The sequence below is a fragment of the Olivibacter sp. LS-1 genome (genome assembly GCF_008245145.1).
In the GTDB taxonomy this organism is placed as follows: domain Bacteria; phylum Bacteroidota; class Bacteroidia; order Sphingobacteriales; family Sphingobacteriaceae; genus Olivibacter; species Olivibacter oleidegradans.
This window is the reverse complement of record NZ_CP041643.1, coordinates 1,232,708-1,249,969: the sequence shown is the minus strand read 5'-3', so window position 1 is coordinate 1,249,969 and position 17,262 is coordinate 1,232,708. Positions and strand designations below refer to the sequence as shown.

Sequence of the window (17,262 nt, the reverse complement as noted above, 5' to 3'; positions counted from 1 at the left end):
GCAAGGCGGAAGAAATAAGCCCTTGTAACTTTATCTGTACCAGGCAAGCGTTATAATGGTTTTACACAGCTTTATAGAACATATTATTTTATAATGAAGTATTATACTCGAGACTTATTGACGCTGTTAATAAGTCTCTTTATTTTAAGTAGTTGCAAGAATCCGGCGGGAATCGGGTTAGATAACAATCCGGGAGATTCCTTTTATGGCACCCTAAATGACACGTTAACGCTCAAGACAGTTACACTCCGTGACGATAGTGCCCGATCAGTCATAAGGGTTGCCAATAACAACAGTAATATCCCGAGCATCAATATCAATCAGCTTCCATTTGGGTATTACAAGGACCCGGTTTTCGGTGAAACGCAAGCGAACATCGCCCTTGCCATTTTACGACCTGAAAGTGGCGATATACGCCTCCCCCAAAACGCACAGATCGATTCGGCTGTGCTGGTTGTTCGATATGGAAACTCTTTTGTCGGTGATTCACAGTCATCCACCTACCTGCTTAAAGTAAGACAGTTGGATGAGGTGTATAGTCCCAACACGATCTATTATAGTACGAAAAATTGGAGTGTAAAGAGCGACGATATAGCAAGCACCCAACTGCGCCGGTTCAACCTCAAAGACAGTATCAATGTAATTGTGAGAGGAAGTAACGGCCAAGATAGTACGGTAAAACGCTATCCTGAACTGCGTGTACGGCTAAATAACAGCTTTATCGGCAGCCTTTTATCGCATACACTGGATTCAGCCACTGTAAACTCGGAGACCGGATTTTTGAATCATGCAAAAGGTCTTTACTTGACAATCGACAAGAATGCACAGCAAGGTATAGGTGGACTTGCGACTTTAAGTCCGACCAACCCGCAAAGTTCAGATTCGCCGAACTTCATGGAAGTCACCTATCGTGTTACGGATGCAGAGGGTGACACGGACACTTTAACCAAAGTCTTTCCAATCCCGGTTCCTACATCCAGCAGCAGCACCGGCGCTCCTTTTATGTATATGTCAGCCAGTATAAACAGGAGTTTCTCTCCGGTTATCCAAAGCCAACTGGCCAATACCGCTGTTAATCAGACTACTGTTTATGCACAAGCTATGGGTGGCTTGAGGACAAAAGTATCTTTTCCATACATTGACCAGTTAAAAGGAAAGAAAATTGCCGTTAACCGGGCAGAATTGGTCGTTTATGTGGATGACGACAATAGCAATACCGTAAGCACACCGGCACCTCGATTGACGCTATACCGAAAAGACGTTTCAGGCAATAATCAGCCCATTCCAGATGGTGATTCAAGGCCTGTACGTGATCTGCGCTCACAGTTTCAAGCTGCGGGACCATTTGCTTTAGGTGGTTTTTACGACGATAAAGCGAAACGTTATGTGTTTACTTTAACCTCTTATATCCAAGACGTCATTTTAGGCAAAGTGCAGAATTCGGATGTTTATATTGCGCCTGTATCGGAGATCATGACCAACACTATTCCTTTTTGGCCAGACATTACCGCACCTAGCAGTGTTGTTCTAAAAGGCTTTAACCCGGAAGATGCACAAGCTAAAAATGAACTCCGGACCAAATTAAATATTTATTATACCGAACTCGAGTAAAAATTTCATATAAAATGATAGGAAAAGCGACCTTTTGAGTCGCTTTTTTTACGTTTTGTAACAAAGGGATCAGCTGCGAGCTAAGTTTTTTAATATGCTCTTCGCCAAAAAATACACCTAGTCCGCCTACATCATAACCGCAAACATGGGGTAATGATAATAAGTGTGCCATGGTGCACAGTGGTAACTCTCCATAAGACCCAAAAAACGGGAACATCTTTACAGATCGTTCCCGCATTTTAAATATAAACAATAGAGCTATGTCTTTCTTTTCTAGAAGGTGAAGTTCCCTTGCCTATGGCGTCGCCTTTGAAGATTTTCGCAAACCGCTTTTCACTTTAGCTGATTTGAAACGAGGCATGCCATTGGTATGAATTTCCGGATTACCGACGAGCGTCATGGCACAGCGGAAGCCTACCGTTGCAGAGGACTCATCTTGTTGCATAAATCTTCTCGTTGCCGGATTTAACCAATATGCACGATCATTCCATGAACCGCCCTTATAAACACGCGATTTGTTGTTCACCAAGGTTGTCTTACCATATAAGGAGTCGCTGACTTCATCATTATACCCTCTCATGTCTGCATTGTATGCACTTACACCGCTATCTTGCGCTGCGGTTTGATTCTGCAATTCTTCCCATGTCTGTTTCCTCGGTGCCTTGGCCATCTCCTTAATTGGTCGGCCATATTTGTCCTTTGCATAAATGCCTTTCTCCGGATCTTCTAATTTTTTGTCCACGTAGACATTGCCCCTGAAGGGGTTAAAATCTTCGAAATCTTCATAGGTCAGCTTACGATACACATCACCCACCCATTCATTCACATTACCGGCCATATTATATAAACCGAAATCGTTCGGCTGATAAGCTGTCACCGGTTTTGTAATATCACCTGCATCGTTTAAGTATCCGGCCGTTCCCATATTGTCACCCGCACCTAACTTAAAGTTAGCCATTATAAGGCCCTGCGTTTTTTTCTTACCTGAACGAACACCTAAACCATCCCAAGGGTAGATCCGATAACCTTCTACATTTCCGTAGATGGTATTGCCAATCAGCCCCAAGGCAGCATATTCCCATTCTGCCTCGGTTGGCAATCGATAGGGTTGTTTAAGAAAACCATCCTCCAACCGTACCGGCCTTCGGGCATCTTTTTCTGCGCCCGGGCGTAGGTCTTTCGGCATGTTTTTACCATCTATACCTTCACCTTTGTATTGTCCATTCAAATAAATGTCGGTATTAAAAGGCTGCGCCGTGCTCTCTCCCGCACTTTCGGCCTTACTTTTGTAATCCAATAAGATTCCTTTCGAGCGCAGAATTTCTTCGTTTACACGATCGGTCCGCCATACACAGTAATCGTTAGCCTGCTCCCAGGTAACGCCTACAACAGGATAGTCTTGATAAGCCGGATGTCGGAGGTAATTATCCACATAGGGTTCGTTATAAGATAGAGGATTACGCCAAACCAGCGTATCAGGCAGCGCGTTATAATATAACTGTCGGTCGTTAGGAAAGTTTTGATTTAGCCAATAAAGATACTCAAGCCAATCGACATTAGCCACTTCCGTTTCATCCATATAAAAGGAAGCAACGGTTACTCTTCTACGCTTATTATCGTTCTCATAGCCCAGATCCTGATCTAGGCTTCCGCCCATCACGAAGGTCCCCCCCTCGATAATAACGAGTCCGGGACCGGGACCGGGCTTCACTTTTCGATTGACCTGAAAACCACCATTATGCGGGTCGTTGTATTTCATTCCCGTTTTTGATGATCGGTCACCCATTCCGCTCTTTTTGCTACAGCTCGAATACATGAGCCCAATACCACAAAGCGCAAGCACAATCAGCGTAAAATTTTTCTTCATAGTTTATGCGAATACACCACCATTCAAAATTAGCACATTAAAACAAAACGGCAACCGACCAACAAATGCTGAATACACGAGATAGCCTTTCATCTCTTCCATCAAATAATTTTTTTTATAGCCGGTTTTTGATATGTTTGGCAAAAAAGGTATCATAAAGCAAATTAAACCGCTTTTTTTTGACATGCTATAAGAAGATCTATCACGCCATAAGTTAGGCAAGGCGAACTCTTTTCAAAATAATGAACAAAATGAACAGAGAAGTCTGCCTTATAAAACAAAAACACAAACATGAAAATAAAAGTAGGCTTCGGCTTCGACGTCCATCAATTAAAAGAAAATCATCCCTTTATTTTGGGAGGAGAAAAGATCGATCATCATGCAGGCGCTTTCGGACATTCGGATGCAGACGTGTTGGTACATGCGATTTGTGACGCCATATTGGGTGCAGCGAATTTGGAGGATATTGGTTATCATTTTCCGAACACAGATGCTAAATGGAAGGGTATCAGTAGTTTAATTCTGTTGGAAGAGTGTATTAAATTATTAAAAAACAAAGGATGGGAACTTAGTAATATAGATGCCATGTTGTGTCTTGAGGCACCGAAGATAAAGCCTTACATCCCAGCTATGAAGGCACATATATCCAACGCTAGCGGCTTAGATGTAGAGGATATTTCTATCAAGGCCACAACCAATGAAACAATGGGATTTATCGGACGCAAAGAAGGGGTAGTGGCCTATGCCGTATGTTTGATCCAAAAACTATAAATCCTGACATCTATTTAAGAGGCACTATTTTGTTTGTTCCGGCATGTTGGAAAAATCCATACCGCATTTACAGTTGGAACCGCAGGTGCCTCCCTTTTTTGGTTTTAGATTGTTATACAACATGCGACCGAGGTAAAAAGCGGCCGCGGCAAACAATAATAAAACAACTATCGACTGTATATCCATAATACAAATATAACCAAAATACCTTTCACAATCAAGCAACTAGCTTGCTATACGAAGTGGACAAAAACGAAAAAACCGTCAAAAATAAAAGCAATCCAAGCGCTTAATTTTTCAAATGGAATAATTACCTTTGCGCAAAATTTTCCCTTTAGTTCTTTGATACTCAAAGCGCAGATGAGAAATTGATAAATTGCATAAAGCAATTTATCCCCAAATTTGAGATATACATACTTGGATGCAACAAATTAGAAACATTGCGATTATTGCACACGTTGACCATGGAAAAACGACTCTGGTTGACAAAATTTTACATTACACTAAACTGTTTCGTGACAACGAACAAACAGGCGAGCTTATTCTGGACAATAACGACCTGGAACGTGAGCGAGGTATTACCATCGTTTCCAAAAACGTTTCGGTGCGTTATAAGGACGTCAAAATAAATATTATTGATACCCCGGGCCACGCAGACTTTGGAGGAGAAGTAGAGCGTGTGTTAAAAATGGCTGACGGGGTTATTCTCTTAGTAGACGCCTTTGAAGGGCCGATGCCTCAAACTCGTTTTGTAACGCAAAAAGCCCTTGGCTTAGGTCTAAAGCCTATTGTTGTCGTTAACAAAGTAGACAAAGAAAACTGTCGTCCTGAAGAGGTGTACGAGCAGGTCTTTGAACTTTTCTTTAACTTGGATGCCACAGAAGAACAATTGGATTTCCCTGTACTTTACGGATCCTCTAAAATGGGATGGATGTCTAAAGACTGGAAGCAACCGACAGAAGATTTCACGGATCTATTGGATGCAATTCTTGAACATATACCTCCTGCCCCGTACAACGAGGGTACTTTACAGATGCAAATCACCTCATTGGACTATTCATCCTTTGTAGGACGTATTGCTGTTGGTCGTGTAGCTAGAGGTACTATAAAAGAAAATCAACCGGTGTCTTTGGTAAAGCGTGATGGCAAAGTGATGAAATCCCGTGTCAAAGAGCTGTATACTTTTGAAGGCCTTGGAAAGGTGAAAGTACAGGAAGTCCCTTCGGGCGATATTTGTGCTGTAGTAGGAATTGAGGGTTTCGAAATTGGTGATACCATTGCCGATTTTGAAAATCCGGAGCAGTTGGAGGTTATACACATCGATGAGCCTACGATGAACATGTTGTTCACAATTAACAACTCACCGTTCTTCGGCAAAGAGGGCAAATTTGTAACATCGCGTCACTTGCATGACCGCTTACAAAAAGAAATGGAGAAAAATCTCGCATTAAAGGTGCTTCCTACCGACTCGGCAGATGCATTCTTAGTTTATGGAAGAGGTATTCTTCATTTATCTGTCTTGATCGAAACCATGCGCCGCGAGGGCTACGAATTACAGGTGGGCCAGCCACAAGTTATCTTAAAAGAGATTGACGGTGTAAAATGCGAACCTATTGAGACCTTAGTAGTAGATGTACCGGCTGAGGTATCAGGTAAAGTGATCGAATTGGTAACGCAGCGTAAAGGTGAGTTACTTGTGATGGAAACAAAAGGTGATATGCAACATCTAGAGTTTGAAATTCCCTCAAGAGGTATTATCGGCTTAAGAAACAATGTATTAACCGCTACTGCCGGTGAAGCGGTTATGGCGCATCGCATAAAAGACTACCAACCTTGGAAAGGCCCGATCCCGGGTCGTTTGGCAGGCGTACTTGTTTCGATGGAAAAAGGACAAACAACTGCTTACTCGATCGATAAATTACAGGATAGAGGTCACTTCTTTGTGGATCCCGGCGTAGACATTTATGAAGGTCAGATTGTAGGTGAGCACAGCCGGGACAATGATCTAGTTGTCAATATTGTAAAGGGGAAACAGTTAACCAACATGCGCGCATCGGGCAGTGACGATAACGTCCGTATTGCTCCGGCGATCAAATTTTCGTTGGAAGAAGCGATGGAATATATCCAAGCAGATGAATACATTGAAGTGACGCCTCAGAATATTCGTCTAAGAAAGATTTATCTGACTGAGAACGAGCGTAAGATAAACGCGAAGAAATTCCAGTAATCTTTATACTTTTAAAAAAACAGGGTGACTTTCGAGCCACCCTGTTTTTTTATGGAATAACCCGTATCGCTTTGTAAATTTTATTATTATTGCATTAAACAACGTGAATATGAATAGGCTCGATGTGCTTAACTTAATTATTAAACAAAGAAACGCCAAAACTTATCTGGAGATTGGTGTACAAACAGGTACCATTATCTCTAAGATACAATGCCCACGGAAGATAGGTGTTGACCCCGAGTTCTTATTCAGCTTTCCGCTCAAGATAAAACGCTTAGTAGGTATAACGAAGTTCGAAACGTACGAATATACCAGTGATTACTTTTTTGAGCACCATGCAAAGAAGGTTTTAAAGGATGGTATTGACGTAGCATTGGTAGATGGACTGCATACTTACGAGCAGTCAAAACGCGACGTGGAGAACTGCTTGAACTATCTTAACGAAGGTGGGATTATTGTTATGCACGACTGTAACCCATTAAATGAGGCTGCCGCCTACACCATTAAAGATCATTTTAATGAAGTCCGGGAAAAAGTCCGGAACTGGGACTTACCTGGCTGGCAGGGACAGTGGAACGGCGATGTTTGGAAAACGGTGGCTGATTTGATCGTTACACGTCCGGATCTTACCGTATTTACCTTAGACATGGATTATGGGCTTGGTGTAGTGGCAAAAGGAAGCCGAAACACGGACGTCCCTTTTACCATTGATGAGGTAAAACAGGGAGATTATGCCTTTTTTGAAAAAAACCGGAAGCAGCTTTTAAATTTAAAACATCCGAAATTTATTCGGGAGTTTATTAAGAGCGTTTAAGCTTAGCAAGAAGGTCAGCAACCATGTCATTAATATCGCTTGACAAGCGAAGGAAATAGACCGACCCGGCATATAACAGGGTGATGAAGCCCCCACGGATAAAGGTATCCAGATAAAGATTCTGCTGAACAGGAATCAGGGTACTGAGCCAGTAAATGAGCACGCCAAGTACGATCACTAACAAATTATGCACTGTAAACGGCTGGAGTTTAAACTTAAATAAAATAAATAGGTATCTCGAAAGATTGAAAATGAACATCGTAAGTGCAGTAGCCATTGCCGCACCGGTGATCCCAAACTTAGGTATGAAAAACAAGTTACTGCCAATTGTCACACCTACTAAAGCCAGGTAAAAAAAGGAGTCGTATCGATAGTACCGAGAGGTAGCTAATATAACAGCATTGACTCCTGTTAACGCATCGAATAAATTGGCCAGGCCAATAAAGAAAACGATGGAGACACCATCGGCATAATCAGGTGGAAGCACCTTCAGCGCATTATGTATATTCGCCCACACGAGGATAAAGAGAAATAGCGCCACAATAGATTGATTGATACAGCTTTTCCTGTACACGGTATGGATATTGGCCATGTCCTTTCTAATCCAGGACTCGGCTATTACGGTATATGCGATGCTATACAAACTTCGTGTTGGCAAAGCGATAATAATTCCGAAAGAGGCTGCGATGCTGTATATACCCGTGTCGGCCAAGCCAAAGTAACTATTCACCATATACCGATCAATGTTATCAACGAGAAGTGGCGAAGCGCCGGTTAATATGCCGAATAGGCATAAGTTGAAGAGATTTCGCTGAACATCTTTATTTAAAAAGTTGAAATTCGGCTTAAGTGAAAAGTTACCCTTTCGTACCAATCGGATCATCATCAACAACATGGGCATCAGGTTAGCTGATAACCATAACCACATGAACGACCGGAAATCGAGGATACGGAATATTAATAAAACGACGCATACCAAAATGAGCAGCTTTAGGGTGAATTCACGAATGAGGCGCCCCGCTGCGGCGTCATATAACAACCTTGAGTACAAATCAAAGATGTTAAAGTATAGGTTTGCAAAGGTGAGCGGAAGGAGGTACCAATAATAATCGCGAAACAAGTTATTATCTTGGGATTTTTGACTTATTATGACTTCCTTAAAAGCATAGGCTCCAATGACAAATAGAATAAAGCCGATCAACGAAATGGCACAGGCTAAAAACAAATAGCCATTATGCTTGTTCTTCTCATTCCGGAAATAGGGAAAATAGCGTGCCGTGGCATTGAAACCGAGAATAGCAAACTGGGCAAATATCAGCGAAAAGGACGTCAAGATATTAATTAAGCCTACTTGATCCGTATCTAGTACTTTCGTTAAAATAAACGTATTGGTCACAAAACCTATAAAAACACCTATATAAGAAAAGAAGGTGCCCTTCAAGGTTTGTTGTTTAATAATCCCCATTTTGAATTGCGATTTCTGTTTATCTATTGTAAACTTGCATAAAATAAGATGACAAAGATAGCATATAATGTTTGTGTGTTAACCGTAACCTATGGAAACCGATGGGCTTTTTTAAAACAAATATTAGAGCGCGTCTTGTCATTTGAACATGTTGTGGATATTATCGTGGTGGATAACGGTTCAGACTACGATCTTAAAAAGGAGCTTGATCAATTAAACAGCCCTATCATTACCCTCCTTCAGGAGACGGAGAATCTCGGCTCTGCGGGCGGCTATAAAGCAGGCTTAGGTTATTTTGTTTCACATTCCAATGCCGACTTTGTTTGGCTATTAGATGATGATAATTTACCGGAAGAGGGTGCCTTGGAAAAGTTAATAAACGCCTGGCCATCGATTCGACTGGCTGAAGACAGGAAAGCTCTGTTCAGCCTGCGCACCGATCGTAAAAATCACGTTTTAATTGCACAAGGAGCTGATCCTTATCAATATTATCTGGTACCCGATAATTTCATGGGTTTTCATTTTTTTCGAATCTTTAGCAATCAATACCGGAAGCTCGCGGGGCAAAATCGCTACAATTCATCTCCTCTACGACCAAGTAAGCTTCCCTACGTTCCATATGGCGGCCTCTTTTTACACCGCCGACTCGTGGAGTTTATTGGCTATCCCGACGAACGGCTATTTGTTTATGTGGATGATTCCGAATATACCAATCGGATTACGGAGATGGGTGGAGAGATCTGGCTCATTCCGGGCAGTCGGATCAACGATGTAGACATTTCTCAGGGAATTACTTATAAACACCGTTTTTGGCGTTCGGCGATACTCGATCTCTGGAATTTCCGTACCTTTTACCAAGTACGAAATCGGCTTTACTTTTATTCGCGGCATGCTATAAAAAATAGATTTATCTTCGCCCTTAACAAGTGGCTATATATGACCGGGCATTATCTGATTAGCATAATCACCGGGAAACATAAAGCTTATAAAGAATTCAGAATAGCAGTTGCTGACGGTTTAGCCGGGCGACTCGGAAAAAAGGAAAAACCTACCAATTGATATCGCATGCAAAATCCAGCACCCATTGCTTTATTCGTGTATAATCGGCCTGAGCACACGCGACGGACCCTCAAATATCTCCAGGAAAATTTATTGGCAGAAGATAGTCGTTTATTCGTCTTTTCAGATGCCGCGAAGCATATTGAAGATGAGGAAAAGGTCAATCAGGTTCGCGCGCTGATTAATCAATCCAGCGGTTTTAAATCAATCAAATTAATAGTGCGTCATCAAAATATGGGGCTGGCCAAGTCCATTATAGCCGGTGTTACACAACTTGTAAATGAATACGGTAAAGTTATTGTCTTTGAAGACGACCTGTTAAGCTCTCCGCATACACTTGGCTATTTCAATGAAGCGCTACAACGGTATGAGAAAGAACACCGGGTTATGCAAATTGCTGCCTATATGTTTCCTCTACGCGATAAGGACGCCTTATCTGAAACCTTTTTTCTACGTTCTATTAACAGCTGGGGCTGGGCAACCTGGAAGCGCGCCTGGGAGCAGTTTGAACCGGACATCGATCAATTATATTCGCAGTTTGATTTGGAAAAGATTTACCGTTTCACAGTGGAAGGTACAATGAAAAATTATTGGAAACAGCTATTGGACTTTAAAAAAGGGAAAAACGATTCTTGGGCTATTCGGTGGCACGCATCCGTTTTCCTGAAAAATGGATTGGTTTTGTATCCGGCTAAATCGTTGATAGAAAATATCGGTCATGATGGCAGTGGCGTTCATTCTATTATAGAAGACACTTATCAGGTGCATCCATCCAGAAAGCCTGTTTCATCTTTTCCGACAATGGTGCAGGAAGACCCTACGGCATTAGCAATGGTCAAGCATTTTTATAAGAATAGAAAAGGAAGCTGGATAAAAAGAGGTCGAAAGTTTGTTACTAACCAATGGTTTAAGCTCAAAAACAGGTTTGTTAAATGAAGATTGCGGTTGTTATTCCCATATATAAAGAGCTGGCCGATCCGGATGAAAAGTATGCCTTTTGGCAATGCGTGGAAGTGCTTGGATCCTATCCGATTATTTTAGCGGCCCCTCATTCGCTCAATACAACCTATTATGAAAACTTAGCCGATAAACCCGTGACTATTCAGCGATTTGATGATTCCTTTTTCAAAAGTGTTACCGGTTATAGTAAGCTACTCACGGGTAAGTATTTTTATAAAGCATTCCAAGCTTATGACTATATTCTAATTTATCAGTTAGATGCCTGGGTATTTCGTGACGAATTATCAGCTTGGGCAGAAAAAGGGTACGATTATGTCGGTGCTCCTTGGTTGGAACCTCCTCCCATTACTTCCGGAAAAAAACCGATTATTAACCTCTCGAAACGCTTGGTTAACAAGGTTGGAAACGGCGGACTTTCGCTACGAAAGATAAAAAGCCACATTAAATGGAGTTTTTGGGCTACCTGGATGTTTAGATTGCTTCCCAAGAATGAGGACATGATTTGGACGCTATTTGTTCCTTTTAAAAAGCCCAAGGCTCGGGAAGCACTTTCTTTCGCCTTCGAAAGAAAACCGCGTCAATCGTACGAGCTAACCGGTCACCATTTACCCTTTGGCTGCCATGCCTGGAACAAATATCAACCGGATTTTTGGCAGCAATTCATCAAAAAATATTAGGAATGTCTTTTTCAAATTCACCAGAGTTTTTTCCACTATTAACGGTAATTACCGTTGTGTATAATAATGTAAAGGATATCGAAAGAACACTCCTATCTGTATTGGGACAAGATTATCCAAATATCGAATATATTGTAGTTGATGGTGGCTCAACAGATGGAACCCTTGCTGTTATTGAAAAATATAAATCTGGCATTGCAAAAATTGTTAGCGAGCGTGACAAGGGCATCTATGATGCGATGAACAAAGGAATTCGCTTAGCTACAGGCGACTACCTCCTATTCATGAATTCAGGTGATGAAATCTATGCACCGAACACAGTGAGCAATATTTTTTCCTCAAAGGCTTTTGCAGACATTTACTACGGTGAAACGGAAATGATTGATCATGCAGGAAAAAGTTTAGGTAGACGAAGGCATAAAGTGCCGGAGCACTTTACCTGGAAAAGTTTTAAGTATGGCATGTCCATTAGTCATCAGGCCATTTACATGAAAAGATCAATTGTAGAGCCATATGATGAGCAGTATCAGCTAAGTGCCGATATTGATTGGATCTTAAAGGCGGCCAAGAAAGCTAAAAGCATTGTCAATACCCACCAATATGTTGCGAAATACTTGGTTGGCGGTCTTTCCAAAAAACGGCACCGGCAAAGCTTAATGGAGCGATTCAGGATTTTCACCAAGTACTATGGCTTATTCCCTAATATATGGCATCATTTGGTAATTGCGTGGAACTTATTGCTGTACTATATCCGATTTGGAAAAACGAATGACTAGAGGCAATGGAAAGGGGTAAGGTTTAAGGTGTTAGGCATATGAAATAAAAGGTCTTACTCATTAGACACTAACACCAAACTGCTAACAACTAACTCCCTACTCCTTGCTTCTTATCTTTCCAGATAGCGAATGCCAGTCCCAACACTAAGATAATAGACGCTATCAACGATATATTCTCTCCCATATAATAGGATTGCGGTTCGAACTTGAACTCCACTTTATGGTTACCGCCCGGAAGTTGAGCTGCACGTAAAACATAGTCTGCCCGCAGAATAGGAATCTCTTGTCCATCAACAAAAGCTTTCCATCCTTTATCGTACCAAATTTCAGAGAATACAGCCATTACATCATTCGGAGCGGTATATTCGTAAACCAAATGATCCGGACGATAATCCGTCAACGCAATGCTCGCATTGGTAGGACGTCCTAATCGCTTCTCGTCAATTTTTCCCTTAAACTCTTGATGAATAAAGGCTTCTTTCTTAGGATCAAAACTATCAATGGCGTTCATCTCTTCCTCGTTGCTTTTAACGAAAGTGACACGATCAACAAACCAAGCATTTCCTGCGGCTTTATCCCGTCGCTGGATACTTTGAGATGTTCCTTCCCGGTTATTGGTAATAACATAGCGTGTGTTTAGCATATCCAACACATCTTCATTGATGGATTTGGAAAACTGCCGTTCTAATAGCTCCTGATAACGCATCAGCTTGGCCGCATGGTACCCTCCTACGTTTTTATAAAAATAAGAAGGCGATGCATTGTTGAAGGGTTCAACAGTTAAATCCAGTACCCGGTATTCTTTATCTTTATCCATGAGGATTAAGTTATCCACCTCGCGCGGTTTAAAGAAAGATTGCTCTAAACGTTCCTTTTCTACAAAGCTATCCTTATTGAGATACCGGTTATCCACACCCCATAGATCGACTAAAATAAGAACGCCTACAGCAATAGTAGCCGCTTTTGCATTCAACTTATTTTTTGCCAATAACCAAACGACTCCCGCGGTCAATAAGACAAATAACAGGGATCGGAAGGCATCGCTTCGTGCCAAGCCTGCACGGTCCTGTACTAAAGCATTTCCCAGCGATTGGGCGAAACTATTGTTTTGCGTTTGCTGCGAAATGGATTGAATAAGTTGTTGATGATTCGGTGCCTGAAAGCTAAAAAATAAATCCGGCAGAACCCATATGATCAACGATATTCCGCCCACAATTGCCAAGGAATAGATTATTTTTTTGTCCAGCTTTTCAATCACTTTCCCATTTTTAATAATCTCGTCCACTGCGATAATTGCTAATATTGGGATGAGGAATGAGGCTACTACTAAAGTAGATTCAACCGCTCTAAATTTATTGTACAAAGGGAAGTAATCGAAAAATAAATCGGATACAAGGGTAAAATGTCGGCCCCATGAAAGCACAATACTGAGCAGCGTAGCCGATAAAATCCACCACTTAATCCGGCTTTGCACCACAAATAATCCTAAAACAAACAAAAATAGAACCGCAGCACCAAAGTACCAAGGTCCGGAAGTCATGGGTTTATCTCCCCAATACACAAGACCGGCAGTCTGATCAGCGCCAAAACCTTGGCTGCTTAGCAATTTCACGGTATTAGAATTCTCATCAAATTTACTTTGAGAGCCTCCTCCATAGGCACCCGGAATTAAAAAAGTAATACTTTCACCCACTCCCTGGCTCCACTGATAGGCATATTCTTTACTTACTCCCTGTTGTGCCGAGCCTTTTGTTTCGGAAGTGATATTGGATTTACCACGAATCGATTCCTTTGAATATTCATAGGTTGTCCACAACAAGCCGGCATTGATTGCTAAGGCTAACAAACTCGCCACCGCCATAAAACCGATGGATTTTAGGAAGGTTGCAGTCTTTTTTTCCTTTACCGCGTGATACAATTCGATGCCGACTAAGATCAGCAAAGCGATGAAAAGATAATAGGTTACCTGAATATGGTTAAAGCGTATCTCCAAGGCAAGTGATAAAGCCAAAATAGCGGCACCCAAAAGATTTTTACCCCGCAAGCACAGCAGAATACCTGCTACGACGGGAGCAAATAGTGCAATAGCATAGGCTTTATTGGCATGCCCCGCTTCTATATAGATAAAATTGTATGAAGTAAAAGCAAATGCAATAGCTCCAACGGCAGCTAGCCAAGGTCTGACCTTGAGCACATTTAACAAAAGATAGGCGCCCAGTAAATACAATAGCACTACATCCATCGGATAAGGAAGCGCTCCTTTTAGCCCCGCCATGATATGCGTTCCAATATTTTTTGGATAAGATACCCATATCTGGTAAGAAGGCATGCCGCCAAACATTGAATTCGTCCAAAGTGGGCCCTTACCATCCTTTTCCCTAAAGTCCATAATCTCTTTCTGCATCGCTTGTGCTTGCGTGACATCGCTTTGGAGAAGCACTTTTCCTTGCCAGGCAGGGGCAAAATAAATAAGACAGATAACGATAAAGATGCCTATGATGGCAAAATGAGTAGCATTTCGGTTGAACCAATTCTTCATTCTTTTGTATTCTTTGAGCTAAGGTTCAAACCTATTACAAAAAAATGATATTTCGAACTTTTAATGGCCCGAAATATCATTTTTTCTTATTTTGTCGTCTATGGCTTTGTACTGAAGAAATCAGATAAGTTCCGTTTCACGAAACATAGCCGAAACGGGCGAATAGATACTTTATTTGATTTCTTCAAAATCAACAAACTCACCTACCCTACCATTAGTTGTGGAAGGCTTGCTTTTCGTTGTCCTGGGAGGAACATAATCAATGCGCACTTTGCCGTCGGTATTCGGAACATTCTCACTTCTATAAGATCCCGCTTGTCTTTCGTATTGCTTTTGGGCCTCCTGTTGCATTTTACCAACGAACATTGCCATGAGGTATGGAAATAGAACCGTTACCAGCATACGGAGCACCCATAAAATTAAAATAGCAACTAATAATATTTTTAATAAACCCATTAATATCTACATTAAATTATAATCGTCTAGCGTCTATAAAGCGTGCTTAACATAAGCATCACGCCTTATTAACAAACTTACGCAAATATTAAGTAAATAGTATATCGATCAGTTTTTAAATCTGGTTATTGACAATAAATTTACGATTCTTTTGCCTTTAAAATAGCCCGGGTCAGATCGTTAGGATGTTGGGTTCCTACAACGTAGACTAAGCCGTCCCTGTCTGTTAACCACACCGCAGCTTTCCCACCGGCGTAAAAACGGATCTTACCTTTTTGATGAAGATTATAGACGGGACTATTAATAAGGTATGAACTGTAGAGTCCATTTTCAACTTTAACAATACTATTGAGGTCTATTTTTACTAGTCTGGCCGTCCACAGCCCTTGTAGAATGACGCTCTTATTCTTCACCGTAATGCGATAATGCAACATATACATCATAATGATTGATACAATCAGTATAATGCATCCAACTAAGAGGAATAGTTGCTCGCTTCGCTCGCGCTCCGTACTCACATAATAAGCTGCAAAGCAAAAAAGCGCCATGACCAATCGTACGCTGACCCAACCACGGTCACGACCAAGATATTGATTCTCAACAAATAAAGGTTTGTCTTCTTCCATTTTTATATGCATTCTAAGATAGCAACTTTTTTTGTTTTGTCTGTAATTTTATATCGGTCATCCATACGATGGGGCACTACCCAAACGATGTCACCATTGCCATTTACAAGCAAGGGGATTTCCTTTTTATGGAAACGCGATATTTTTAACGATATAAAAAAGTCGCTCAACTTCTTCTTTCCCTTCATTCCTAAAGGTTTAAACCAATCTCCCTCTTGCCAAGACCGTACCAAAAGCGGAAAAAGCAATTTATCGGCGTCAACAGCCACTTTTCCAAATTCATTCATCTTCACGGGTTTTTCTACCAATTTTACCGTTAAGTGAAATCCTTGACATATCACCGCCTGATTAGGCTGTAAAAATTGATGCGGTAAATCAACGGGTTCTTTTTTTTGCAGTATTAAATTTTCACGATCGAGGAGCAATTTATAACTATCGGAAAAGAACTGCTTTCCGGTTCGATTATCATTCTGCCATATCGAAACAAGGTCATCAAGGACTTCCGGAAGAAATTGATAAGGTCTGAATAACTCATACAGCAGCGTGCGTAAAGGCTTAAGCTCTTGCAGCGCTTTTAACTCTATTTGATAGGTGTTGGAAGTTGTTTCAACAAATAACTTTTTCCTTAATTGTTCGCTGTAGTTCTTTAACAAGGTTTCCATCTCCTCAAATCGTCTACTATTTTCCTGAAAGGTTCTTTCCAGCGAGGGGTTAATCTCCTTTAAACGTGGAACAACTTCCAGTCGGATTTTATTCCTTAAATAATCGGTAGAAAAATTAGACTCATCTTCTCGGTAAACCAGATTTCTTTCTAAAACCGTCTGCGTCACTTCCTCGCGCGTTAGAAATAGGAGCGGCCTGATCAGTACCCCTCGTTTTGGGAGGATACCGTGCAAACCTGCAATCCCGGTACCACGGGTCAAATTAAGCAATACCGTTTCGACGGAGTCGTTCTGATGATGGGCCAACGCAATATACCGATAGTGCTGGTCTAACCTTATTTGCTCAAACCATTCATATCGCAGTGCCCGGGCCGCCATTTCGATCGAAATACCTTGCTTCCTCGCATAAGCAATGGTATCAAATCGCTTGACAAACAAGGGCACTTCCATTTCTGCTGCTAAATTGCTTACTAGCTCCTCATCCGCGTCAGCATGTTGCCCTCGCAATTGAAAATTACAATGAGCAATACCAAAGGGCAGCTTAGCTTTAGCAAATAAATGAACCATTAAAACTGAATCTCTTCCACCACTAACTGCCAGCAAGGTGCGCTGTTCTCGACTGATCAAGTCATGCTCTTCGCCAAATCTCAGAAAACGTTCTAAAAGCCCCATAAGCCAAAGGTAGACAAAAATGTTTATTGATAAACCAATGTGCCATTACGTTCGTTAGGATATCGCCCGATAGCGATCAG

At 41.5% G+C, this 17,262-nt stretch carries 15 protein-coding genes; 8 read left to right on the top strand and 7 right to left on the bottom strand.

Annotated elements, in window-relative coordinates; all coding sequences use genetic code 11:
* The first annotated feature begins 93 nt into the window (after positions 1-93).
* On the top strand, positions 94-1,611 hold the full coding sequence (locus FKG96_RS05115) for a DUF4270 family protein (RefSeq protein WP_130854455.1): 1,518 nt from the start codon (positions 94-96) through the stop codon (positions 1,609-1,611).
* A 295-nt stretch (positions 1,612-1,906) separates the two neighbouring features.
* Here the strand turns inward: FKG96_RS05115 and FKG96_RS05110 are convergent, their stop codons facing one another.
* Complete coding sequence (locus FKG96_RS05110; protein WP_013664922.1) at positions 1,907-3,478, bottom strand: SUMF1/EgtB/PvdO family nonheme iron enzyme; 1,572 nt, start codon at positions 3,476-3,478, stop codon at positions 1,907-1,909.
* 291 nt (positions 3,479-3,769) lie between these two features.
* Here FKG96_RS05110 and ispF point away from each other — a divergent pair, with 291 nt between their 5' ends.
* On the top strand, positions 3,770-4,249 hold the full coding sequence (gene ispF / locus FKG96_RS05105) for a 2-C-methyl-D-erythritol 2,4-cyclodiphosphate synthase (protein ID WP_013664920.1): 480 nt from the start codon (positions 3,770-3,772) through the stop codon (positions 4,247-4,249).
* A gap of 24 nt (positions 4,250-4,273) precedes the next feature.
* Here ispF and FKG96_RS27065 read toward each other — a convergent pair whose 3' ends face one another.
* Positions 4,274-4,435 carry a FeoB-associated Cys-rich membrane protein gene (locus FKG96_RS27065; protein ID WP_083812281.1) on the bottom strand — a complete coding sequence of 54 codons (162 nt, stop codon included), beginning with the start codon at positions 4,433-4,435 and terminating at the stop codon, positions 4,274-4,276.
* Between the two features lie 235 nt (positions 4,436-4,670).
* Between FKG96_RS27065 and typA the strand changes: the two genes are divergently transcribed.
* On the top strand, positions 4,671-6,476 hold the full coding sequence (typA, locus tag FKG96_RS05095) for a translational GTPase TypA (RefSeq protein ID WP_130854456.1): 1,806 nt from the start codon (positions 4,671-4,673) through the stop codon (positions 6,474-6,476).
* A 109-nt stretch (positions 6,477-6,585) separates the two neighbouring features.
* Positions 6,586-7,290 (top strand): class I SAM-dependent methyltransferase, encoded by a 705-nt coding sequence (locus FKG96_RS05090; RefSeq protein WP_013664918.1) that lies wholly within the window; start codon positions 6,586-6,588, stop codon positions 7,288-7,290.
* Here FKG96_RS05090 and FKG96_RS05085 read toward each other — a convergent pair.
* Entirely contained in the window at positions 7,277-8,755 is a 1,479-nt protein-coding gene (locus FKG96_RS05085; RefSeq protein WP_130854457.1) for a lipopolysaccharide biosynthesis protein, read from the bottom strand. The two genes, FKG96_RS05090 and FKG96_RS05085, sit on opposite strands and share 14 nt — an antisense overlap.
* A 48-nt stretch (positions 8,756-8,803) precedes the next feature.
* On the opposite strand from FKG96_RS05085, the gene FKG96_RS05080 reads away from it, so the two are divergent.
* Genes FKG96_RS05080 through FKG96_RS05065 form a run of 4 tightly spaced genes read left to right on the top strand, consistent with a single transcriptional unit; the run spans position 8,804 to position 12,227 of the window.
* On the top strand, positions 8,804-9,814 hold the full coding sequence (locus tag FKG96_RS05080; RefSeq protein WP_130854458.1) for a glycosyltransferase: 1,011 nt from the start codon (positions 8,804-8,806) through the stop codon (positions 9,812-9,814).
* A gap of 6 nt (positions 9,815-9,820) precedes the next feature.
* A complete protein-coding gene (locus FKG96_RS05075) occupies positions 9,821-10,750 on the top strand; it encodes a glycosyltransferase (RefSeq protein WP_130854459.1) in 930 nt (309 codons plus the stop codon).
* The gene (locus FKG96_RS05070) at positions 10,747-11,451 is read left to right on the top strand and encodes a DUF5672 family protein (RefSeq protein ID WP_130854460.1); all 705 of its coding nucleotides are present in this window, start codon (positions 10,747-10,749) and stop codon (positions 11,449-11,451) included. Before FKG96_RS05075 ends, FKG96_RS05070 begins: the two co-directional genes overlap by 4 nt.
* A 2-nt stretch (positions 11,452-11,453) precedes the next feature.
* Positions 11,454-12,227, top strand: a complete 774-nt coding sequence (locus FKG96_RS05065; RefSeq protein WP_041387199.1) for a glycosyltransferase family 2 protein — start codon at positions 11,454-11,456, stop codon at positions 12,225-12,227.
* 88 nt (positions 12,228-12,315) lie between these two features.
* Here FKG96_RS05065 and FKG96_RS05060 read toward each other — a convergent pair whose 3' ends face one another.
* From FKG96_RS05060 to tilS, 4 genes are all read right to left on the bottom strand, one after another.
* On the bottom strand, positions 12,316-14,766 hold the full coding sequence (locus FKG96_RS05060) for a YfhO family protein (RefSeq protein ID WP_130854461.1): 2,451 nt from the start codon (positions 14,764-14,766) through the stop codon (positions 12,316-12,318).
* 171 nt (positions 14,767-14,937) lie between these two features.
* Positions 14,938-15,222, bottom strand: a complete 285-nt coding sequence (locus FKG96_RS05055) for a DUF4834 family protein (protein ID WP_013664911.1) — start codon at positions 15,220-15,222, stop codon at positions 14,938-14,940.
* Between the two features lie 140 nt (positions 15,223-15,362).
* Positions 15,363-15,848 carry a hypothetical protein gene (locus FKG96_RS05050; RefSeq protein WP_242627104.1) on the bottom strand — a complete coding sequence of 162 codons (486 nt, stop codon included), beginning with the start codon at positions 15,846-15,848 and terminating at the stop codon, positions 15,363-15,365.
* A 2-nt stretch (positions 15,849-15,850) separates the two neighbouring features.
* Positions 15,851-17,182, bottom strand: a complete 1,332-nt coding sequence (gene tilS, locus FKG96_RS05045) for a tRNA lysidine(34) synthetase TilS (RefSeq protein ID WP_130854462.1) — start codon at positions 17,180-17,182, stop codon at positions 15,851-15,853.
* Positions 17,183-17,262 lie beyond the last annotated feature (80 nt).